The following is a 20,183-nucleotide window of genomic DNA, read 5'->3' as shown; positions in this document are numbered from 1 at the left end:
AAAAGAACTTGAGTATCAAATGACTATATGTAAATAAATGATGGAGTGTATTTTGATTTTAACACAAATAAGACTGGCTTTAGTGTTTTTTGTGATCCATAAAGATATTGGAAGTCTCTTTGGGGTACTCGGTTGGAAATATATTCTTTCAAAGAAAATATCATGCGGAACAGTAAATTGCCCGGAAGCTATAAAAAATAATAGGTCTATATGATAATCAAGTATTTTTATTACCTTTGCTTCCTATAAAACCTAAGCTCTTTTAGAACTATGTTCAAGTAGGGGCATTTGCTTTTGTTAAGTCACGTCCGTAAATAAGCTTAATTGTTTTTGGGATATAAAATCAAAATATTTCCGTACATTTGCCGCTATTCAAACCAATTAAACAAGATTAATTATGAGCACGAACAATGACGAGCTACTTTATGACGAGGATGATTCCGTAAAATTTATCCAGAATTATCTTCCCCAAGAACTGAAAGGAAAGTTCAGTAATGACGATATCAACTATATCGTAGACTTGATCTACGACTTCTATGAATCTAATGGCATGCTAGATGATGATGGTGACGATGAGATCGAGATCGATGAGGAAGAGGTTGTAAATTATGTAATTAAGAACGCCCAGAAAGACGGCGTAGGCAAATTCGAACCGGAGGAAATCACTTTTATAGTACAAGGAGAACTTGAATATTGCGATTCGATCAACATGTTTGATTGATATTTGTTATATATATAAAGTTGTTTAAGTGAAATTGTAGAAGATGATGAGGAACATTAAATTATTATCTGTTTTACTGCTATGTATGGCAGTGGTGTTTACGAGTTGCGGAACGTGGAATAACACGGCGAAGGGTACGGCGATCGGTGTAGGCGGTGGTGCCGCTGTCGGAGCTGGTGTTGGTGCCTTGGCCGGAAATACCGCATTGGGTGCCGTGATTGGTGCGGCCGTAGGTGGTACAGCCGGTGCGTTAATCGGTAAGAAAATGGATAAGCAGAAGAAGGAGCTGGAAGCTACCCTGCCTGAGGACACGAAGATCGAGAGCGTGAACAATGGTGAGGCCTTGAAGGTTACTTTTGACTCCGGTATCTTGTTTGCCACGAACTCGAGTACGTTGAGCGACGCTTCCAAGAGTGCCTTGCGTAACTTCGCTACCAGTTTGAAGGCCAATCCGGATACGGATATCCGAATCATCGGCTTTACGGATAACACCGGTAAGGTGGATTATAACCAGACCTTGTCCGAGAAACGTGCGAAGAGCGTTTACGATTACCTGATGATGCAGGGGGTAAGTACGGATCGTATGGTTTATGAAGGCAAAGGTATACATGATCCTGTGGCTAGCAATGACACTCCCGAGGGTCGTTCGTTGAACCGTCGTGTTGAGATCGTGATCTTGGCTAATCAGAAGATGATCCAAGAGGCTCAACAAGGAACGCTTCGATAAGTTTTTTAAAGCTATCCCTGCCGGAAGCGGACAGGTTATAGTGTATGAATTGGGGGACTGTCTTTTCCGGATAGTCCCTTTTTTGTTTAAATCGCAGGATAGGAAGGATGAAGAAGTTGATATATATTTTATTTGTGTTGATTACGATCGCTTTTGCCGTGGCAGCCATAGCCGGATTCGCTACCGGACGTATGAATCCGGAAGGGAAGGAGTGGATCTCGTTTCCCGGATTGGTGTTATTACCGGTATTGGCGGTCAATCTATGTCTTTTCTTGATGTGGTGTGTCTTTAGGAGCCATTGGTGCTGGGTACCTTTGGCGGCGTTATTGTTGAACTGGGAGTTTTTGATATCGATGTTCCAGATACGGGTCTTCCCTAAAGAGATTCCGATAGGGAAAGAAGCGGTTAAGGTGATTACCTATAACGTGAATAATTTCAATACGGACGGAAAGAAACAGCTTCCTAATATAGCGGATTGGCTGAGAAAGGAGGACCCGGATATCGTTTGCCTCCAAGAATGCCCTGTTGAATCGGCCCTGCGGATGGATTCTGTCGCCAAGACCTTATCGTTCCTACCGTATTATTGCTCTACCCGTTCGGCTACGAAAGCGGCGGGCAACGCTATTTTCAGTAAATATCCGATCCTTCGTTTTGAGTCTATCCTATACCCGGAGTCTAGCAATAAATCCTTGTTTGCCGTCATGGATATCCAAGGGGATAGTGTTCGTGTATTTAATAACCATTTCCAAACGACTAGCGTGAATGCCGTAAAGCCTCGTCTTTACCAAGCCCATGCCGAGGGTAAACAATTGGAGGAAACCGAGGCCGCCTTCCATATGGCTTTTCAGATGAAGAAGAATTTCGTGAAACGGGCTACTCAGGCGGATTATATCCGTCAGATGTTGGATGCCGGGGAGGGGCCCGTGATTCTTTGCGGTGATTTTAATGATACACCGGCCTCTTATACGTACCGTACCGTGAAAGGTGATTTAACGGATGGGTTTCGTGACTGTGGCTCCGGTTTCGGGTACACCTTTCGTCAATTAAAGCGTATATTTCGAATTGATTACATAATTTATTCTCCTGATTTTAAGGGTGTAACTTATGATTCTCCTAATTTAGACTACAGTGACCATAAGCCCGTCGTATGGTTAGGATATGTTAATTAACACACCCAAAAGGATAGTTTTAGAACCTTTTTCAACTCATGCTGTTTTAATAGTGACTTATATATAAGCACAAATAATAGTATAAACTGTTTTAAACGTTAAAATGAGATGAAAAAGATTTTTCCTTTTTTTCTGTTAGTTCTTCTGCTGGCTTCTTGCCAAAAGGACCCGGACATGTCGAAATTGGACAATGATTTTCTGGTGTTCACGAATCATGATAAGGACGCGAAATTCGAATCGTTCACTACGTTCTACATTCCGGATAGTGTATTGGTTATCGGCACAAGCGAGAAACCTCAGTTCTGGACAGCCAATGAAGCAGACGATATTATCACTACGTTGGTGAATAATATGGAAAGCCGCGGTTTCAAACGCACGCTAGACAAAGATAACGCCGACTTAGGTCTGCAAGTTTCTTACGTACAAAGTACTCAATATTTCGCTGACTACAACGATGGCTACAACTACCCGTACTGGTGGTGGAACTATCCGGGATATTGGAGTCCGGGTTACTGGGGACCGGGTTGGGGAAATTGGTATTACCCGTATCCTGTAGTGTATAGCTATAGTGTAGGTTCCTTGTTGACAGAGTTAGTGGATTTGGATACTCCTGCCGCTTCTAAGGCAGACGCTAAACTTCCGGTTCTTTGGACTGCTTACATGAGTGGCTTGTTGTCTGGTTCCGATAAATTCGATACTCAGCTGGCTGTTCGTGCTATCGAGCAAGCATTTGTACAATCTCCGTACGTAAAGAAATAATAATTCGAATGATTAAAAGTTTGAGATTCTATGAAAAAGATAAATAAATCAATCAAGTTAATCGCTTTACTCGTAGTTTGTATGGCGATGCCTACTCTGGCTGGCGCCCAGGTTTTGAAAAACGCGTATTTCAATGTAGACTGGCAAATCAACTCTCCGTTCGGTCAAGACTTTTCTAAGAAGACCAGCGGTTGGGGTGCTCACGCTGAGGGTGGTTACTATGTGATTCCTAATTTCGCTATAGGTGCGTTCATCTCTTATCATACAAATAATGAGTATGTGGACCGCCAGACGATTCCGGTAAACTCAACATCCGTAATCACTTCCGATCAACAGCATTCTATCTTCCAGTTGCCTTTTGGTGCGGCTTTCCGTTATAACTTCGCTCCGGAAGGACAATTCCAACCGTATGTTGGCGCTCAGTTAGGTGCTAGCTATAGTGAGATGTCTACCTACATGAACGTGTTGAAGGTTTACGATCGTAACTGGGGATTCTATGTAGCTCCCGAGATCGGTATGACCGTGTACTTCACACCTCAGAAACAGATCGGCGTACATATGGCCGCTTATTATAACTACGCTACCAACAAGGGTGATGTCCTCAGCTATCATATCGATGGTTTGAATAACTGGGGTATCCGCTTAGGTCTAGCGTTCTGATAGACAACGTTTGTTCTTTTAAGTGTTTTATGTAGTTTAGGGAAACGGAGGGCAGTGAATGTCTTCCGTTTCTTGCTTTTATAAGATCTGTAGTTTCACCCCGAATGAAAGGCTTAAATAATCTTTTGGCTTCAAGTAGCTGTTGCCGATAGCGTTTATTATATACAAATCGCAAGTGCTTAACTCATAGAAGAAGCTGATGGATTTATGCCAGCTACTATTTGGATTCAGTTTGAGTGTGATCCGCTCCCCGATAAAGATATGGTTACGGATGCGGGTGGAGAACCAATAATATCCCGGGGGATACTTATTCGGTTGCTTGGCCCAGAAATCCCGGTCAAATAGGAAATTTACGTAGATACCGCAACAAAGAGGCTCGAAAGATACTTTTTCTCCCAGATCGATATTCCAAGGAAAATAGTTTTGTTTCAAGGTGAAAGTCACGTTTGCGTGATCATTTGCGTTGCGGGGGACGATACCCAGCAACATATCCGTTTCCCAATGATTCCGGTAATAATTCCAACCGGTACCCACGGATAGCATCGCCATGGAACCTGCGAATTGTACTTTTGTATAGCGGGGGATGACCCGTTGCCATGCGTTCTCGTACCGTTGCACTCGTTTCGTGTATTTATCCTCTTGCGCATGGAGTGTAAGGGAAAAGACACAAGTTAAGAGGAGAAGCTTAAAAATTGACCACTTCATACATATAATCGTCAGGGGTTAAGGTAAAAAGAAGATAACTTCGTTTGGCGATATTGGCGCAACCGTAGTAGATAATGCCATCCTCAAACAAATCAGCTGCCGATACGCAATGATTATGTGCATGCAAGCAGAACATTAAAGATGGTAATGTCTTGATATAAAGTTGGAACACGTCTTTCACGTTATTGTCGAACTGTTCGTTCCCGGGAGGGGCGTGCATGACTACGATCGTGCGTTTATTACGGGTACTATCCGCTATCTCATTCTTTAGGAAATTAAAATCGGGTACCGGATGGGAATAATCATACTCGATAGCGTTCGTATTGAGGCATACGAATTTCACGTCGCTCACGACAAACGAGAAGTTCTCATTCCCAAAGATTTTACGAAATACTTGGTCGCCATTACCGATCACGTCGTGATTACCGATCAACCCTACGTAAGGCACTTTTAGTTTGGACAAGATATCATCGTTCCACTCGAATTCCTTCTTTAAGCCGAACTCCGTATAATCTCCTCCATGGATAATGAAATCGATGCTATCTAATTGATTAACGTACTTGACGAAATCTTCCGTCTCATTATAACTCCGCTGGGTATCGCCCATAAAAATAAAACGGATCGTGTCCTTCCCTTCGCAGACTTTCTCGATACGCTCGATATTGGTCGGGTTGATCTCCCGGGAAGTATCGGAATCCAGACGACCGTCATACGGATGATAGTCGATTAAGTCGCAAGCCGTGAGGAGTGTAGCGGCAGAAAGCCATATGTATTTCTTTAAAAACATAGCATCCTAACTTTTTTATATGCAAAGTTAGGATGCTATCAGTACCAAAAAAGGTCATTTCTGAGCTTATACTGGTCTAAAATGTATATTCTATAAAGCGAATACTTGCTTTATTTCCGTGAAGTCGGATAATACGATATCGGCAGTCTCATTTCCTTTATAAGCGCTCCAACCAATACTTTTTAGCCAGATTGTCTGGCATCCGATCCGGGTGGCGGGGACGATATCCTTATCATAGGAATCACCTACGACAACAATCTCGTCGGCGGGAAATCCCAGTTTATCCACTCCTAATCGGAAGATCGCCGGGTCCGGCTTACGGATACCTACGACCGCCGATTCCACGATAGCGCCGAATAAATGATCCAAACCGAAATCTTTCAACACGGATTCTATGTTCCCATAAAAGTTCGATACCAATACCAATGGGTAACGTTCCGCTAATTGCTCCAGAATGGGGCGGGCGCTATCGATTGCCTTCCGGGCGTATTCGTAACACCAATCCGCTAATTGTTCCGGTAACTCCGGGGTAACCGCCTCGGCGGATAAATGCCCATTCTCTTTCAGCCATTGGATTTGTAAATCGCTTTTCAAGCGCAGCATATCCAGAAACGTATGATGAGGCTTCACGATCGGATTCTTTCCAAGCGTTCTTTCTCCATGTACATAAGCATCACGGAAGACCGCTTTGGATACGGGAACCTTCAAGGCCTCATACGCCATCCAGATCACCTCAGCCCAGTGCATGCCGTTACTGTCTATCGTTCCGCCGTAATCAAAGAGGATTCCTTTTACTTTGTCTAATTTGAACATAATCGAATGGGATAAAAACGTTATAATTGTTTGCTGAAATCTTCACAAATATGCTCATGCTTTTTGATCATATAGAGCAACATCGAGTTTAATACGGTCAGCTCGAATACGAAATACAGCCAAGGCATGTCGATGAAAAGGCTGACAAACAAAGCGATCACCCGGGTATTGAATGATAGCATATTTGTATATTTCATCAACGGCAGACTCTTTGTTCGAAAAGCCTTACGGAACCATTCCGGCGCTTGTCCGTTGTATTTCTCACGGATGATGTTCATCATGTGTTGGAATTTAGGTGTCCATGCTTCTTGACCTACCGTATAATTAATGTAGAAGGTCTCGAACAATTTATAGATAAAGTCATGTTTCCAACTCATCTTCTTATAATTCTCCTTCAATTGGGGAGAGTGGGAGAGCTCGCTACCCGATTTACCTTTCAAGAACAACAAGTGAATATTGCGATAATAATCCGCCATGGCCGCTTGCTTGCTATGGAAGAATCCCGTCGTAGCCGCCAATAGCCAGATCCATATTCCCCATTCCGGCGTGAGGCGTAAGCAGATTGCCGCGTAGATAGCGATAAACCAGAAATCGCCGGCGGCACCGTCCAAGATACGTCCCAAGGCACTTTTCTGTCCGGTCATACGGGCCAATTGTCCGTCTGCGCTATCATATGAGTTTGCCCAGATTAACAGTAACATGCCGATCACGTTGATAGCGAGGCTCTGGAAATAGAAACAGATACCTGCCGTTATGCCGATAAAGATGCTGGCGATCGTGATACTATTGGGCGATACCCCCAATTTATTAAAGAACAAAGCCCATTGGTAGCCAATAGGACGATAGAAATGAATATCGATAAACTCCTCGGTGTCCAAAGATTTTAAGGTTGACTCCAGACTGGGAGTAGACTTAGTCTCACTCATGATTGATTTTGTTAAAACGATTTAGATGTGTTCTCGCATAAGATCCCAGATACGACGTGCGATGTTTGGAGCCGCTTCTTCCCGGCAAGGGGCGAAACTAGGCCAATCATTGAAATCGATAATCCGCATGACACCATCCTCGGAGACGATGCAATCTCCCCCGTAAATATGTATGTTCAATACCTCCGCAGCCTTGTGGCAAAGTAGACGAAGCTGCGCTTCGTCGAAGGGGATCCCCTTCGCTGTACCATTGATAACTTCTAAACCAAATTTACTATGATGCATGTTCGATGGATAGAACCAATAAAAGAAATCAGTCCCCGCTACCCCATAAAATTTCACCAAGTCGCCTACCAGATGCTCATTGATTACCGCCGACGGGATACCACGGATGGCGTATTCCTTCAGTATGCTTCTCGCCTCTTCCGGATTTCTTACGTAGGTGACGTCTTCCCTATGAATGGCGTGGAAATCTCCCCGTTTGATCCAGCAATTAAAGAAACCGGCTTTCTCAAGGGCTTCTGTCGGATCCTCATCTGTCCGTAAGATTAAGCTTGCCGGATGGGAGATATGGTTGGATAATAGGAGGCGGGTCATTTTCTCACGAGTACAATTCTCGATCCCGTAACCCGAGTTCACCACGAAATAATTTTTATCCTCTAGTTCTTGCAGCTTATGGATGGACTTCCAGTCTCTTACCATATTAAAGATACCCTTTTCCTTCGGGTCTTGTAGCAGCAGATCCGATTCGATATATTCGTTTACATCGCATCCCAATTTTCGTAAATGCTGGGCTGTCAAGGCGAAGATCGCCGCGTCGTTGCCGATATGATTGGGGGAGAATTGATTTCCTCTGCGGATACCTGCTAAAGTTAATTTACTCATTGTTAGACAGTATTCTTTATGACTTTAAAAATGATTCGGCTTTCAAAATGTCATCGGCGTGATCCACGTCGATGATCTTGCTGAAAGGATAGGCCTTTAGCCTCAACCCCTCGGCGATGAGCTGCCGTTGATAATTGCGCATTCTCGACATTCCCTGCGAGATGGCGTTGTTCAATACACCCAGAGCCGGACGCCTCAAGCAATAGATACCTCCCGATATGTAACGGCAATCACCGTCTGCCTGATCTAGGAAATTCCGGATGTAAAGTTCGTTGTCTGTTTCTACATATAAGGGTTTCTCGTCATCAATAAAATCAGTGACGGCCATCAATCCGTCCAGTTTATCCTCTTGGATGAACTGTTGGATATAGCCGCTGAACTCTTCTTCCTTGAAGATCGTGTCTACAGTAGTTAAACAAATCTTATCACCGTCCAGATAATGACTCAGCTCGTAGAAGCTGTGCATAGAGCTGGGGGTGGATTTTACCAATAGGTAAAAGGGTATAGGTAGTCGCAGGGCCTTCAGGTAATCCTGTACCTCGGTCATCTCCTCGTTTACGATGATACTGATAGAGGTTGCGTTATTTTTCAAAAAAACGTCTATCAACCGGTCTATCAGAGCGACACCGTTGAGTCTAACCAGAGGCTTTGGCCACTTAACACCTTCTTGCGCCAAGCGGGAGCCTTCGCCGGCGGCAATGATCGCGTAATCCATAACTTTTATTAGTTCAAATAATAATTTTGCAAAGTTACGAGATTTCTGAGATAGTTTTAGGCTATATCGTTGATATAATTGGTCAAAATTTCTATAAATTAGGACTATTTGACTAGAACAACAAAGACGTTATAAAGAGCTTGAATGTTTTTTTGAAAATAATTATCGTTTTATAGTTGCTAATTCAAATAGAATGCTTTCCTTTGTGCCATGAACAAAAGATAGTTTGTATAGCTCTTTTATCTTTTAGCATTTATTCATCAGCGATGATAATACTTTCTTTTAGAGATTGACTTCACCAACCATCCTTGTTTTATTATTAATTTTTATTTTTTTATATCATTTTCGTATGAATATTTACATTGGAAACCTGAATTATCGGGTAAGAGAATCAGACTTACAACAGATTCTGGAAGAGTATGGTGTTGTAGACTCAGTTAAAATCATTGTTGACCGTGACACAAAACGTTCTAAGGGCTTCGCTTTCGCTGAGATGCCTAACGCTGCAGAGGCTCAAAAAGCTATCGAGGAGTTGAACCAAGCTGAGTACGAAGGTCGTCAGATGGTTGTTAAAGAAGCTATCCCTAGACGTTAAATTTTAGAAGAAAGAGATTTTTAAAATAAGACGAAAAAGCGGGGAAACGAGGTGAAAACTTCCGTTTCCCCGCTTTCTTTTTTCAGTGTATTTTGTTTATGTTCGCGAGAAATTTTAAGAGTGATGAAGAATATAGGTGTTAGGAGTTTCATTGTGGGTCTTTGCTTGATGGGATTGGGGAGTTGGTCTCCCTCGCTGAAGGCGCAGATCGCGGATCGTGTCTATAAGACGGATTATCATATCGACCCGGAGAAGGCCCGGGAGTTGTCCGTAGAGTTGGATAATATTAGCTTCTTCAAGGATAACGAGTATACGGGTAAATTTACCAAAGGGTATTCGTTGCCGGGGCTTTGGGTACAAGGCAAAGCGGTTTATTATCCCTTGCGGAATATCAAGTTGGAGGCGGGTGTCCATATGTTGATCTATCATGGGGCGAATAAATATCCGAGCATGGCTTATCAGGATATCGCTTATTGGAAGGGAGACCAATACCAAAAAGGGGTACATGTGTTGCCCTATTTCCGGGCGCAGATGGCTCTCTCGGATCATGTGAACATCGTGCTGGGAAATATTTACGGCGCTTCCAACCATAATTTGATAGAGCCTCTTTATAATCCGGAGTTGAATTTGACCTGCGATCCCGAGGCGGGCTTGCAGTTGTTGTATGACTCGAAGGCTTTCGACTTGGATGTGTGGGTGAACTGGCAGAGCTTTATTTTCCGGGAGGATGTGCATCAAGAGGCGTTTACCGTCGGGATCTCTTCACGGGTAAAGTACAACGACCCGGCTTCCCGTTTCCATTTCTATACGCCGGTGCAAGGATTGGTGCAGCATAGGGGAGGCGAGATCGACACGATCTTCAACAATTCCGTGCAAACCTTGATGAATGGTGCGATCGGTGTCGGAGGTGTATGGAATACCGGACATCGTATTTTCAAGAACTTGAACGTGGAACTGGATGCTACCGGTTATTATCAGCAAGCGGGAGAGATATGGCCTTTTGACAGCGGATATGGCTTGTATGCCCGTGCTTCCGCCGATATCTATGATTTCCGGGTGAAAACGTCGTATTGGACCTGCGAGGATTTCATCTCTATGTTTGGTAGCCCGTTTTTCGGGGCGGCCTCGATGATTGATGAGGGGGTTACGTTCGACCGTCCGCAAATGATCTATCTGGGGGTGGAATATTCCCGGCAACTAGCGAAGGGTTTCTCGATAGGGGTAGATGTGGACGTTTTTCATCATCTCTCCGGAGATATGAATGATGCGGATGGAGTAAAACAACCGATGGGAAGCGCCACGAGTTTTACGGCAGGGGTTTACATGCGTATCAATCCGTCTTTCTTGATTAAAAAATTCTGATCATTACCTTCATACATAAACACAGTAGTATTCGATTGTGAATACTACTGTGTTTTTCTATGAATACTATTGTGTTCAGCCGTGAATACAATAGTGTTTTTATTCAATTACTAAATCAATCTTTTTCAGTGTCTTATCGTCCGAGGAACCTCCATATAGGATTTGGTATTTACCCGGGCGAACCTCCATGGTCTGTGTATTGTCATTGAAGGATTGGAAAGCTTTCGGTTCCAATTGGATGCTAACCGGTTGTGCGCTGCCAGCCTTCACGTTCACACGTTTGAATGCTTTCATCGCTTTTAGCGGTCCGGCGGGATCGTTCGGGTTCTTGATGTAGATCTGAGCGACCTCGTCACCATCCATCTTGCCTGTATTGGCGATATCGAAGGAGAGGGTAACCGATTCGTTGGAAGCGATCTTATCCTTTGACAACTTAGCGTTCTTATAATCGAATGTTGTATAGCTCAAGCCATAACCGAACGGATAAAGCGGAGTCTGCGTCATGTAACGATAGGTACGGCCTTTCATGCTGTAATCTTGGAAGTCCGGAAGCTGGTCTACGGATTTATAGAACGTGATTGGCAAGCGTCCGGCCGGGTTATAGTCTCCGAATAAAACGTCGGCCACGGCTGTTCCACCTTCTTGTCCGCCATACCAAGCGTTCAAGATAGCGTTTACATGATCGTTCTCCCAGTTCAATGCCAATGCGCTACCCGTACATACTACGTATACTACAGGCTTTCCGGTGGCTACCAAGGCTTTGACCATCTCCTTCTGTACGGCCGGGATCTCGATATTCGTGCGGTCGCCTTTCCGGAAACCTTCAGCGTCTACCGGCATTTCCTCACCTTCCAGACGTGGAGATATACCACCTACGAATACGATGACATCAGCGTCTTTAACCTTGCTGGCCGTAGCTTGGAAATCTACGGGTGTGCGTACGCCTACCGTAAAGTTCAGGTCAGCGCTACCCGTGCGTTGCATATATTCGATCTTTATGGGATATTTCTCACCTTTCTTAGCGTTTAGCGTATAGAGTTTTTCCGCTCCATATTCGTTTTCCCATACTTCGGCGACTTTAGCCGTATCGATATACAGGCGGAATGCGTCGTTTCCGGATAGTTTGAACTCGACCGGACCATCTATCGGAGACTCGAACTCGCCCGTAAAGCGAGCCGTGAAGTTTGTCAAGTTTACGTTCGGGGCGAATTGGGTGTTACCTCCGGTGGTATAATGAAGCTCTTTCGCTAATCCCTTGTAGGCGGGGGTACCCTCGAACTCGGTATTGTTGAAGAATTCGGAGGCGAAGCCTTGTCCCGCCGTGGAAGATACGTGGCTACCTAGGTCTGTCACGACAAAATCGGCGGTATGGTTGCAACCCAGCTCGTAGATAACCTCTGCGTTCGGGACTTTATTGCGGATACCTTCCACGATCGTGACGGTCTTGGTCGGGAAGCCGTTGTAGTTGGCCCATAGCATGGTCGAGTCCGCTGCGTTCGGTCCGACTACGGCGATCTTCTTGATATTCTTGTCCAGAGGAAGCATATTATTCTTGTTCTTCAACAAAACGATACTTTTACGTGCCATATCCAGTGCCTTGGCGATATGCTCCGGGCTCTCGACTACGCTGTAAGGTATTTTAGAATAAGGAACCCGCTCGTCCGGATCGAACATACCTAGCTCGAAGCGACCTTTCAGCAGGCGGCGTAAGGATACGTCCAGATCTTTCTCCGAGATCTTACCGTCGGCCAAGGCTTTGTTTAGCGCACGGTAGCTACCGCCACATTCTAGGTCGGTACCGTTCAATACGGCGTCGGCGGATGCGCTCTCAGCGTCCGGGTGCGTCTCATGGCGAGGCGTATTTTTGTCTTTTCTCCAGAAATCATCGATAGCACCGCAGTCGGAGAGGATGATATTGTCGTATCCCCAGCTATTACGCAAGATATCGATCAATAATTTGTCGCTGCTACAGCAAGGTTTGCCCTCAAAACGGTTATAGGCGCACATTACCTCTTGTACATCGCCCTCCTTAACCAATGCCTCGAAAGCTGGAAGATACGTCTCGTACAGATCACGAGGAGTAGCCTCTACGTCAAACTCATGACGGTTCCATTCCGGACCGCTGTGTACGGCGTAATGCTTGGCGCAAGCGTGTGTCTTGTAATAATTCGGATCATCACCTTGCAATCCACGGGTTACGGCTACACCCATCTTCTCGGTCAAGTAAGGGTCCTCTCCATAAGTTTCCATACCCCGTCCCCAGCGAGGGTCACGAAAGATATTGATATTCGGGGTCCAGAAAGTAAGACCTTTGTAACGGTCGTACTCCTTGTCCTTTTGGTATTGATGGTATTTGGCACGGGCCTCATCGCTGACCATCGTGAAGGTCTCGTGAACGGCGTTATCATCGAAGGTAGCCGCCATGGCGATCGCTTGCGGGAATACGGTCGCACGTCCGGCACGAGCCACGCCGTGAAGAGCCTCGTTCCACCAGTCGTAAGTCGGGATTCCCAAACGCTCGATGGCGGGGGTTACGTTCATCATTTGGCCGATTTTCTCCTCCGGTGTCAGTCGGGATAGTAAGTCGTCGATACGTTCTTCCAAGGGAAGATCCGGATTCCGGAAAGGGTAATCTTGTTGTTTTTCACTACAAGAGGCGGTGAGTAGGAGGGTGATCATCGCTACTGTCAGTTGTTTCATTTTCATGTTATTAAATTTTAGATATTGTTTATCTTACATTATTACTTATTGTAAACTATTTTAAGATAGATCGTTATCTTTGATATTGATGGAGCAAAACTACGATTTTAGAAGCATTTTTTCAAACAGGAACACTTAAAATAGGTTACTTTAGTGGTTATTCATTTAAAAGCCCTATTTTTGCCGTAACAGATTAAAACACGAAAGAATGATGAAGAAGTATCTATTTTTGTTACTAATAGGGGCCGCTAGCCTGACGGCCTGCGGAGACGATGACGATCCCGTTGTTCCGGAATTGAATAAGCTAACGAAAGTTTCTTGTTATAAAGACGGAGCTTCAAGCCCGCTTTTTACCGCTGATATCAATTATACGAGCGATGGCAAGATCTCAAATATAAATTTGGGAGTGGATAAGTTATTGTTCATTTATTCGGATGGTAAATTCTCTGTCACAGGCATTCATTCCGGTGAGGTTATAGAGGAATATACGTTAAGCGGAAATGTAATTACAAGTAAGAAGATCTCTCAAGAGAATCCATACGCCAGCAACGAGATCTATGTAAGCGATGAATATTCCTATCGTTATTCAGGCTCGAATTGGGTGTTGACTTCTTGGAATGCCCGTTGGCCGAAAGAGTTTGGGACGGGATACGAGGAGAGAAGTTATCCGGAGTACGAGAAATATACATGGGAGAACGGCAACGTGGTTCTATATGCCCAGTCATTGGATAGCCGGGAGATGAGGTACGAGTATAGCGTGGCGGAGGCTCCTAAGAACTTCCCTCTGCGAGTGATCGGTTCTTTCTCGCCGGTTGGCTTTGAGTCTGTAACACCTCTGAACTTGTTATATGGTATCCAAAACCGGAATCTTCCGATCCGTGCCTACACCTATACGATCCCTAACCAGAGCGAGGTGAAAGCTGAGTACAAATACACCTATACCACCGTGGGAGATTATATAACGGGTATGACTATCGATGAGAATGACGGAGGAACCGCAAGCTCTTATAAGTATACTTTCGAGTATAATTTCGCCGTGAAGTAAGGAGACATGCCTTGTTTGGTTTAATTAACATACACATATGCAGCATTTCCGCCCTAAAACGCATTTCTAATTTTATAGAATTAAAAGGTTGATTAGTTTAATTGATAAACTTAGAAAGGAAGTATTATGAACGGATTCTTTAATTTTAGGAAATTAGTTGTAGGTGTAATGGCGGCTACTTGTTTTATGGGGTTTCAATCTTGCTTGGACGATGATGATGATTATCCTTACAGTAAAGTGTTGCCGAATGCGTTGGTGACGGTTAAGCCGGTCGATGATGGTTCATATTTTCTTCAATTGGATGATAGCACGACCTTGTTGCCTGTCAATATGACCTCTTCTCCCTTCGGGCAGAAGGAGGTGAGAGCGTTGGTGAATTTTGACGAGACGAACGAGTCTAGCGGAATTTACAGCAAGGCCGTAAATATTAATTGGATCGACAGTATCCTTACAAAACCAATCGCTCCGGATTTGGGGGTGACTAGCAACGATTCGATCTATGGCTCCGACCCTGTGGAGATCGTGAACGATTGGGTTACCATCGCCGAGGACGGATATCTGACACTCCGTTTCAGGACGATCTGGGGAGACCGCAATAAGGCTCATTTTGTAAACCTACTGACAGGCAAGGACCCGGAGAATCCTTATGAGGTAGAGTTCCGCCATAACGCTTATGGCGATGTATATGGCGCATATGCGGATGGACTGGTCGCTTTTAAATTGGATAGCCTTCCGGATACGAATGGTAAGACGGTTAAGTTGAAATTAAAATGGAAGTCATTCGATGGCGATAAGTCTGTGGAATTCAATTATTGTTCCCGCAAGTCTACTCCGGCAAAAGCATCTATAGCTGCCGAGAGAAGCGCCTTAAATTTGAAATAGGTCGGTTTGATCGTTTAAATAGATGGGGATTTGGCAGGGAGTGAATCTCCTTTGCTTTTTGAAAGTTCTTTCCTAGTGATAGGGAAGGACTTTTTTTATGGATAGAAACAAAAAAGGACTCTAAGAAGAGTCCTTTTTATTCGTGGGCAGTGATGGATTCGAACCACCGAAGGCGAAAGCCAGCTGAGTTACAGTCAGCCCCATTTGGCCACTCTGGTAACTGCCCATTCCAATATGTTTTCTTGAGCCTCTTGTCGGATTCGAACCAACGACCCCGAGATTACAAATCACGTGCTCTGGCCAACTGAGCTAAAGAGGCATCTGTTATTCGTTTGCGGGTGCAAAGGTAGTAATAATATCTTACGATGCAATAGCTGGAGGCATTTTTTTTCAAAAGGGAACGAAAAAAACCGTCCGGGAAAACTCTCGGGCGGCTCTTCTCTACACGTAACTTACATCAAATTAAATCAATATCTCTTACCAACGGTTTCCCAGTCGATAATCCTCCACAATGCGTTCAAATGATCCGCACGGCGGTTCTGGTAATCCAGATAGTAAGAATGCTCCCATACATCGAATCCCATGATCGGAGTCAATCCCTTAACGACCGGGTTACTACCGTTGGGTTCTTTGGTAATTGAAAGTTTGCCGTCTTTATCTTTAGCCAACCATACCCATCCTGAGCCGAACAAGCCTGTACCGGCGGCCACGAACTCTTTCTGGAAGTTCTCGAACGATCCCCACGTAGACTTGATAGCCTCGGCTAGCTTACCCGTAGGTTCGCCACCTCCGTTCGGGGAGAATTGGGTAAAATATAGATTGTGATTCAATACTTGGCCGGCATTGTTGAAAATGGCTCCGTCAGACTCACGAACGATCTGCTCCAGCGGAGCGTTCTCGAATTTCGTGCCCTCAATCAGCTTATTAAGGGTATTTACATAGTTCAATAAATGTTTTCCGTAATGGAAATCAATTGTTTGTTTGCTGATAACTGGTTCTAAACCGTCGTTTGCGTACGGTAACTGGATTAACTCGAATTTCATAACTTCTTCTTTTTTATCTGTTATTTGACTATTTGTGATCATTAATAATAAACTTAAACATAATGTAAGCATTGTCTTCTAGTTTTTTATGTTGATTTACTATATAAACAGAGCCGAGGGGATGAAAGTTCTGGGTTCGGTGATGATTTTTTAGTGAAAATATGTTTGCGGCTAAAGTTTTATAGGGAAAACTATGTGTTATATATCGCAAAAGTTTCTATTTTTGTGCGCTCTTAAGCTTTTATTAATAAGTAAAACATATTTGTAGATGGTAAAGAAAGTTGGGAATTTAATTCCAAACACCTTTTTTATTACAAAAGGAAGTGGCGAATCAGACTTGGAGAAACACGCTGGTTCTTACCACATGGCTCTTTATGACGCCGGTATCTCTGATTTTAATATCATGACGTATTCGTCGGTGATACCCGCTACGGCACATCTGGCAACCATGGATGAACTAGACCTTCCTCCATTTGGTTCGGAAATGAAAACGATCATGGCTGTATCCCATGGATATCAGGATGAGTTCGTGTCTGCTGGTGTGGTTTACGCATGGATGTATAAGGATGAGAACTTTGATGAGAAGGTTGGTGGCCTTGTGTGTGAGGTCAGCGGACGTTACCGCATCGAGGAGCTTGAGTCTCGTCTGATCCGTGTTATTAACGATCTTCATCAGAAGACGTATGGGAAGTATTATCTTGGAGAGCTTAACTTTATCACCGAGGGAATTACGATCGAGAAACGCTATGGAACGGCGTTGGCCGCCCTTTGCTTCGTGGATTTCCTTCAACCGGAGATCGAGGAATAAGTCGTGTTGAGTATTTTTTGTGATATTTATAGAGCCGGTTCCTTTCAAGAGCCGGCTTTTTTGTTAACTTTGAGCAACAAAAAACATATAAATATTGTTTTCGTGATATGAAAAAGATAATTAATCCGTGGGAAGGGCTGGACGGTTATATGTGTTTCGGTTGCGCTCCGAACAATCCGCTGGGGCTGCATATGGAGTTTTTTGAGGATGGTGACGATATCGTGGCGTTCTGGAAGCCGCAAGGTACTTACCAAGGATGGCTACGTACGTTGCACGGAGGTATACAGACTACGCTGATGGATGAGTTGGCCGGCTGGGTGGTCTTGAGGAAGTTGCAGACCTCCGGGGTGACCTCACGCCTCGACGCCAAGTTTATGAAGAGTATCTCTACGGACGAGCCCCAACTGACGATACGGGGACGGATGACAGACCGGAAACGGAACGCCATCTTCATAGAGACCGAGATCTATAACTCGGCGAATGAGTTGTGTACCCGTGCCGAGATGGTTTATTTCATCACCCCGCAAGAACGTGCGATGGAGGAGTTTGGTTTTTGCGGGTGTAAGACTGAGGATGAACATTAGTATAAATAAAAAGAAAAGTTAGGTTATTATGAAGTATGTTGGGGCTCACGTGAGTGCGGTCGGTGGGGTTGAGAATGCCCCCGTTAATGCCCATGAGATCGGTGCGAAGGCTTTTGCCCTTTTCACCCGGAATCAGAGGCAATGGAAGTCGCAGCCGTTGAAGGCGGACAGTATCCATTTATTTAAGGAGCGGTGTGAAGCGTACGGTTACGATCCGGGATGTATCTTGCCGCACGATAGCTATTTGATCAATCTGGGGAACCCAGACGCCGAGGGATTGCAGAAATCCCGTGACGCTTTTCTGGACGAGATGACACGCTGCGAGCAACTGGGACTGAAAATGCTGAATTTCCATCCCGGAAGCCATTTGGGGAAGATGGAGGTGGATACCTGCCTGTCTCGCATCGCCGAGTCGATCAATATCACGTTGGCTCAGACGAGTGGCGTATGTGCCGTGATAGAGAATACGGCGGGGCAAGGCTCGAACTTGGGATATACCTTCGAGCAGATCGCCTATATTATAAATGAGGTAGAGGATAAGAGCCGGGTAGGAGTATGCCTCGATACGGCGCACACGCTTGCCGCCGGTTACGATATAAAGACACCGGAGGGGTTTGCCGAGACATTCCGTCATTTCGACGAGGTGATCGGCTTTTCTTATTTAAGAGGTATGCATCTGAACGATTCCAAAAAAGATTTGGGATCGCGTGTGGACCGGCACGAGAGTATCGGTAAAGGCTTGATGGGCCTTGATACCTTCCGCATGATCATGGCGGACCCCCGTTTCGACAATATGCCCTTAATCCTAGAGACCCCGGACGAGGCGCTTTGGCCGGAGGAGATACAGCTTCTATATAAACAATTAAAATCTTGATTATATGTTCATTTTAATGCCTGTCATTTTTGTCTTAGGAATCCTCGCTATTGCCTTGGAGGATAAGATCAAAATAAATAAAGCGGCCATAGCGTTGTTCATGGCTATCTCTATGTGGATGATATTGATGTTCGATGCCTACAATATTTTCGTCGAACGCTCCAGTACGATCTTTCAAGAGTTCTTGACCCAGAATCCGGAGATGGCCAGCTTGCCCCCGCATGAGCAATTTATTAATTTTATATCGAACCGTGCGATTGTTTATCATTTAGGAAACGTCTCCGAGACGCTTTTCTTCGTGATGTGTTCCATGTTGATCGTGGATATCGTGGATAAGCATGGTGGTTTTAGGGCCGTGACCGGGTATATCCGTACGCCGAATAAACGTAAGCTGTTGTGGTATATAAGTTTCGCTACTTTTTTCTTCTCTGCCTTGTTGGATAACTTGGCGGCCGCTATCGTGATCATGGCGGTGTTGCGTAAGCTGGTACCGGATCGTACGGATCGTTTGAAATATGCCTGTATGGTGATTATAGCGGCGAACGCCGGTGGCTCATGGTCGCCGATTGGTGATGTGACGACCATCTTGCTTTGGGTCGGAAAGAATATCTCGGCGATGCACCAGATCTCTCACGTATTTATCCCCGCTTTGGTTAATATGTTGGTGCCGTTGACGATCGCCCATTTCTGGTTGTTCAAGAAAGGATCTACCTTGCGTGTGTTGAGCGAGGAGGAGCAAGGCGACGAGTACATACCAGAGATACCGAACCGCTCACGTCGGATGATCTTTGTGATCGGCGTGCTTTCCTTGGCGTTGGTGCCTGTCTTCCAGATGGTGACGAACTTGCCGCCGTTCTTGGGCGTCTTGCTGGGATTGGTGATCCTTTGGTTCTATACGGATTTGATGTATAGCAAGCTGCACATGCATGAGTCCCAGAAACTCCGTATTTCCCAATTGTTGCCGAATATCGATTTGGCTACGATTTTCTTTTTCTTGGGTATCTTGATGGCCGTGGGAGCGCTGGAGACCTCCGGGCAGTTGGGTATCATGTCCGCTTTCTTGGATAAGCATGTACATGAGCCGTATCTGATCAGCTTCGTGATCGGTGCCTTGTCCTCCTGCGTGGATAACGTAGCCTTGGTAGCTGCTACGATGGGTATGTACCCGATCGTGGAGCAGGTGGCCGACTTATCGCCTTACGCACAGTTCTTTGTATCGGACGGTGGTTTCTGGACCTTCTTGGCTTATTGTGCCGTGACGGGGGGTAGCATCTTGATCATTGGTTCGGCCACGGGCGTTACGGTAATGGGATTGGAGAAGATCGATTTTATGTATTATACGAAACGGTTCTCTATCTTGGCGTTGATCGGCTATTGTTGCGGCGCCGGTGTATATATGCTTTTATTTGCTTAAAACTTTATT

General features: G+C 44.9%; 21 protein-coding genes and 2 tRNA genes. 13 read left to right on the top strand and 10 right to left on the bottom strand.

What is annotated here, in order from left to right:
* Positions 1 to 397 precede the first annotated feature (397 nt).
* The 5 genes from CI960_RS09825 to CI960_RS09805 all read left to right on the top strand — a co-directional run bounded on the left by CI960_RS09825 (position 398) and on the right by CI960_RS09805 (position 4,036).
* Positions 398 to 721, top strand: a complete 324-nt coding sequence (locus CI960_RS09825) for a hypothetical protein (RefSeq protein ID WP_005856696.1) — start codon at positions 398 to 400, stop codon at positions 719 to 721.
* Positions 722 to 767: 46 nt separating this feature from the next.
* Positions 768 to 1,448 (top strand): OmpA family protein, encoded by a 681-nt coding sequence (locus CI960_RS09820; RefSeq protein ID WP_005856698.1) that lies wholly within the window; start codon positions 768 to 770, stop codon positions 1,446 to 1,448.
* Positions 1,449 to 1,555: 107 nt separating this feature from the next.
* Positions 1,556 to 2,617: an endonuclease/exonuclease/phosphatase family protein gene (locus tag CI960_RS09815; protein ID WP_005856700.1), complete on the top strand. Its 1,062-nt coding sequence runs from the start codon at positions 1,556 to 1,558 to the stop codon at positions 2,615 to 2,617.
* Positions 2,618 to 2,725: 108 nt separating this feature from the next.
* Positions 2,726 to 3,376: a DUF4136 domain-containing protein gene (locus tag CI960_RS09810; protein ID WP_005856702.1), complete on the top strand. Its 651-nt coding sequence runs from the start codon at positions 2,726 to 2,728 to the stop codon at positions 3,374 to 3,376.
* Between the two features lie 30 nt (positions 3,377 to 3,406).
* Complete coding sequence (locus CI960_RS09805; RefSeq protein WP_005856704.1) at positions 3,407 to 4,036, top strand: outer membrane beta-barrel protein; 630 nt, start codon at positions 3,407 to 3,409, stop codon at positions 4,034 to 4,036.
* Between the two features lie 78 nt (positions 4,037 to 4,114).
* Here CI960_RS09805 and CI960_RS09800 read toward each other — a convergent pair whose 3' ends face one another.
* The 6 genes from CI960_RS09800 to CI960_RS09775 form a co-directional block, all read right to left on the bottom strand.
* Complete coding sequence (locus CI960_RS09800; protein WP_005856706.1) at positions 4,115 to 4,741, bottom strand: hypothetical protein; 627 nt, start codon at positions 4,739 to 4,741, stop codon at positions 4,115 to 4,117.
* On the bottom strand, positions 4,722 to 5,528 hold the full coding sequence (locus CI960_RS09795) for a metallophosphoesterase (RefSeq protein WP_005856708.1): 807 nt from the start codon (positions 5,526 to 5,528) through the stop codon (positions 4,722 to 4,724). Before CI960_RS09795 ends, CI960_RS09800 begins: the two co-directional genes overlap by 20 nt.
* Positions 5,529 to 5,618: 90 nt before the next feature.
* Complete coding sequence (locus CI960_RS09790) at positions 5,619 to 6,341, bottom strand: HAD family hydrolase (RefSeq protein ID WP_005856710.1); 723 nt, start codon at positions 6,339 to 6,341, stop codon at positions 5,619 to 5,621.
* Positions 6,342 to 6,361: 20 nt separating this feature from the next.
* Positions 6,362 to 7,267 (bottom strand): CDP-alcohol phosphatidyltransferase family protein, encoded by a 906-nt coding sequence (locus tag CI960_RS09785; RefSeq protein WP_005856712.1) that lies wholly within the window; start codon positions 7,265 to 7,267, stop codon positions 6,362 to 6,364.
* Between the two features lie 21 nt (positions 7,268 to 7,288).
* Positions 7,289 to 8,152, bottom strand: a complete 864-nt coding sequence (locus CI960_RS09780; protein WP_005856714.1) for a hypothetical protein — start codon at positions 8,150 to 8,152, stop codon at positions 7,289 to 7,291.
* A gap of 16 nt (positions 8,153 to 8,168) precedes the next feature.
* Positions 8,169 to 8,867: an NDP-sugar synthase gene (locus CI960_RS09775; protein ID WP_005856716.1), complete on the bottom strand. Its 699-nt coding sequence runs from the start codon at positions 8,865 to 8,867 to the stop codon at positions 8,169 to 8,171.
* Positions 8,868 to 9,216: 349 nt separating this feature from the next.
* Between CI960_RS09775 and CI960_RS09770 the strand changes: the two genes are divergently transcribed.
* The gene (locus CI960_RS09770) at positions 9,217 to 9,462 is read left to right on the top strand and encodes an RNA-binding protein (RefSeq protein ID WP_005856718.1); all 246 of its coding nucleotides are present in this window, start codon (positions 9,217 to 9,219) and stop codon (positions 9,460 to 9,462) included.
* Positions 9,463 to 9,585: 123 nt separating this feature from the next.
* Positions 9,586 to 10,824, top strand: coding sequence for a hypothetical protein (locus tag CI960_RS09765; RefSeq protein WP_005856720.1), 1,239 nt, complete (start codon positions 9,586 to 9,588; stop codon positions 10,822 to 10,824).
* A gap of 99 nt (positions 10,825 to 10,923) precedes the next feature.
* Here CI960_RS09765 and xyl3A read toward each other — a convergent pair whose 3' ends face one another.
* Positions 10,924 to 13,530, bottom strand: a complete 2,607-nt coding sequence (gene xyl3A, locus CI960_RS09760) for a xylan 1,4-beta-xylosidase (protein WP_005856722.1) — start codon at positions 13,528 to 13,530, stop codon at positions 10,924 to 10,926.
* Between the two features lie 205 nt (positions 13,531 to 13,735).
* Between xyl3A and CI960_RS09755 the strand changes: the two genes are divergently transcribed.
* Both CI960_RS09755 and CI960_RS09750 read left to right on the top strand, forming a co-directional pair.
* Positions 13,736 to 14,569, top strand: a complete 834-nt coding sequence (locus CI960_RS09755; RefSeq protein WP_005856724.1) for a DUF5032 domain-containing protein — start codon at positions 13,736 to 13,738, stop codon at positions 14,567 to 14,569.
* 126 nt (positions 14,570 to 14,695) lie between these two features.
* Complete coding sequence (locus tag CI960_RS09750; protein WP_005856726.1) at positions 14,696 to 15,451, top strand: NigD-like protein; 756 nt, start codon at positions 14,696 to 14,698, stop codon at positions 15,449 to 15,451.
* 143 nt (positions 15,452 to 15,594) lie between these two features.
* On the opposite strand, the gene CI960_RS09745 is transcribed toward CI960_RS09750, so the two are convergent.
* From CI960_RS09745 to CI960_RS09735, 3 genes are all read right to left on the bottom strand, one after another.
* A tRNA-Tyr gene (locus CI960_RS09745) sits at positions 15,595 to 15,677 on the bottom strand.
* A gap of 19 nt (positions 15,678 to 15,696) precedes the next feature.
* Positions 15,697 to 15,770: transfer RNA gene (locus tag CI960_RS09740), tRNA-Thr, on the bottom strand.
* 148 nt (positions 15,771 to 15,918) lie between these two features.
* Positions 15,919 to 16,566, bottom strand: a complete 648-nt coding sequence (locus CI960_RS09735) for a superoxide dismutase (protein ID WP_005856728.1) — start codon at positions 16,564 to 16,566, stop codon at positions 15,919 to 15,921.
* Between the two features lie 196 nt (positions 16,567 to 16,762).
* Here CI960_RS09735 and CI960_RS09730 point away from each other — a divergent pair, with 196 nt between their 5' ends.
* The 4 genes from CI960_RS09730 to nhaD all read left to right on the top strand — a co-directional run bounded on the left by CI960_RS09730 (position 16,763) and on the right by nhaD (position 20,174).
* Positions 16,763 to 17,302: a pyruvoyl-dependent arginine decarboxylase gene (locus CI960_RS09730; protein ID WP_005856730.1), complete on the top strand. Its 540-nt coding sequence runs from the start codon at positions 16,763 to 16,765 to the stop codon at positions 17,300 to 17,302.
* A gap of 107 nt (positions 17,303 to 17,409) precedes the next feature.
* A complete protein-coding gene (locus CI960_RS09725) occupies positions 17,410 to 17,886 on the top strand; it encodes a PaaI family thioesterase (protein WP_005856732.1) in 477 nt (158 codons plus the stop codon).
* 28 nt (positions 17,887 to 17,914) lie between these two features.
* Entirely contained in the window at positions 17,915 to 18,760 is an 846-nt protein-coding gene (gene nfo, locus CI960_RS09720) for a deoxyribonuclease IV (RefSeq protein ID WP_005856734.1), read from the top strand.
* A gap of 4 nt (positions 18,761 to 18,764) precedes the next feature.
* A complete protein-coding gene (gene nhaD / locus CI960_RS09715; protein ID WP_005856736.1) occupies positions 18,765 to 20,174 on the top strand; it encodes a sodium:proton antiporter NhaD in 1,410 nt (469 codons plus the stop codon).
* Positions 20,175 to 20,183 lie beyond the last annotated feature (9 nt).

The organism is Parabacteroides sp. CT06, assembly GCF_002257605.1.
In the GTDB taxonomy this organism is placed as follows: domain Bacteria; phylum Bacteroidota; class Bacteroidia; order Bacteroidales; family Tannerellaceae; genus Parabacteroides; species Parabacteroides distasonis.
This window is presented reverse-complemented; position numbering and strand designations above follow the sequence as displayed.

Bases quoted from the DNA above. Each gene is read 5' to 3' on its own strand.
- CI960_RS09735 (WP_005856728.1), bottom strand. From the start codon at position 16,566: ATGCTTACATTATGTTTAAGTTTATTATTAATGATCACAAATAGTCAA.
- CI960_RS09825 (WP_005856696.1), top strand. From the start codon at position 398: ATGAGCACGAACAATGACGAGCTACTTTATGACGAGGATGATTCCGTA.
- CI960_RS09755 (WP_005856724.1), top strand. From the start codon at position 13,736: ATGAAGAAGTATCTATTTTTGTTACTAATAGGGGCCGCTAGCCTGACG.
- CI960_RS09780 (WP_005856714.1), bottom strand. From the start codon at position 8,152: ATGAGTAAATTAACTTTAGCAGGTATCCGCAGAGGAAATCAATTCTCC.
- nfo (WP_005856734.1), top strand. From the start codon at position 17,915: ATGAAGTATGTTGGGGCTCACGTGAGTGCGGTCGGTGGGGTTGAGAAT.
- CI960_RS09785 (WP_005856712.1), bottom strand. From the start codon at position 7,267: ATGAGTGAGACTAAGTCTACTCCCAGTCTGGAGTCAACCTTAAAATCT.
- CI960_RS09795 (WP_005856708.1), bottom strand. From the start codon at position 5,528: ATGTTTTTAAAGAAATACATATGGCTTTCTGCCGCTACACTCCTCACG.
- CI960_RS09810 (WP_005856702.1), top strand. From the start codon at position 2,726: ATGAAAAAGATTTTTCCTTTTTTTCTGTTAGTTCTTCTGCTGGCTTCT.
- CI960_RS09805 (WP_005856704.1), top strand. From the start codon at position 3,407: ATGAAAAAGATAAATAAATCAATCAAGTTAATCGCTTTACTCGTAGTT.
- CI960_RS09765 (WP_005856720.1), top strand. From the start codon at position 9,586: ATGAAGAATATAGGTGTTAGGAGTTTCATTGTGGGTCTTTGCTTGATG.
- xyl3A (WP_005856722.1), bottom strand. From the start codon at position 13,530: ATGAAAATGAAACAACTGACAGTAGCGATGATCACCCTCCTACTCACC.
- CI960_RS09775 (WP_005856716.1), bottom strand. From the start codon at position 8,867: ATGGATTACGCGATCATTGCCGCCGGCGAAGGCTCCCGCTTGGCGCAA.
- CI960_RS09770 (WP_005856718.1), top strand. From the start codon at position 9,217: ATGAATATTTACATTGGAAACCTGAATTATCGGGTAAGAGAATCAGAC.
- CI960_RS09750 (WP_005856726.1), top strand. From the start codon at position 14,696: ATGAACGGATTCTTTAATTTTAGGAAATTAGTTGTAGGTGTAATGGCG.
- CI960_RS09815 (WP_005856700.1), top strand. From the start codon at position 1,556: ATGAAGAAGTTGATATATATTTTATTTGTGTTGATTACGATCGCTTTT.
- CI960_RS09800 (WP_005856706.1), bottom strand. From the start codon at position 4,741: ATGAAGTGGTCAATTTTTAAGCTTCTCCTCTTAACTTGTGTCTTTTCC.
- CI960_RS09820 (WP_005856698.1), top strand. From the start codon at position 768: ATGAGGAACATTAAATTATTATCTGTTTTACTGCTATGTATGGCAGTG.
- CI960_RS09790 (WP_005856710.1), bottom strand. From the start codon at position 6,341: ATGTTCAAATTAGACAAAGTAAAAGGAATCCTCTTTGATTACGGCGGA.
- CI960_RS09730 (WP_005856730.1), top strand. From the start codon at position 16,763: ATGGTAAAGAAAGTTGGGAATTTAATTCCAAACACCTTTTTTATTACA.
- nhaD (WP_005856736.1), top strand. From the start codon at position 18,765: ATGTTCATTTTAATGCCTGTCATTTTTGTCTTAGGAATCCTCGCTATT.
- CI960_RS09725 (WP_005856732.1), top strand. From the start codon at position 17,410: ATGAAAAAGATAATTAATCCGTGGGAAGGGCTGGACGGTTATATGTGT.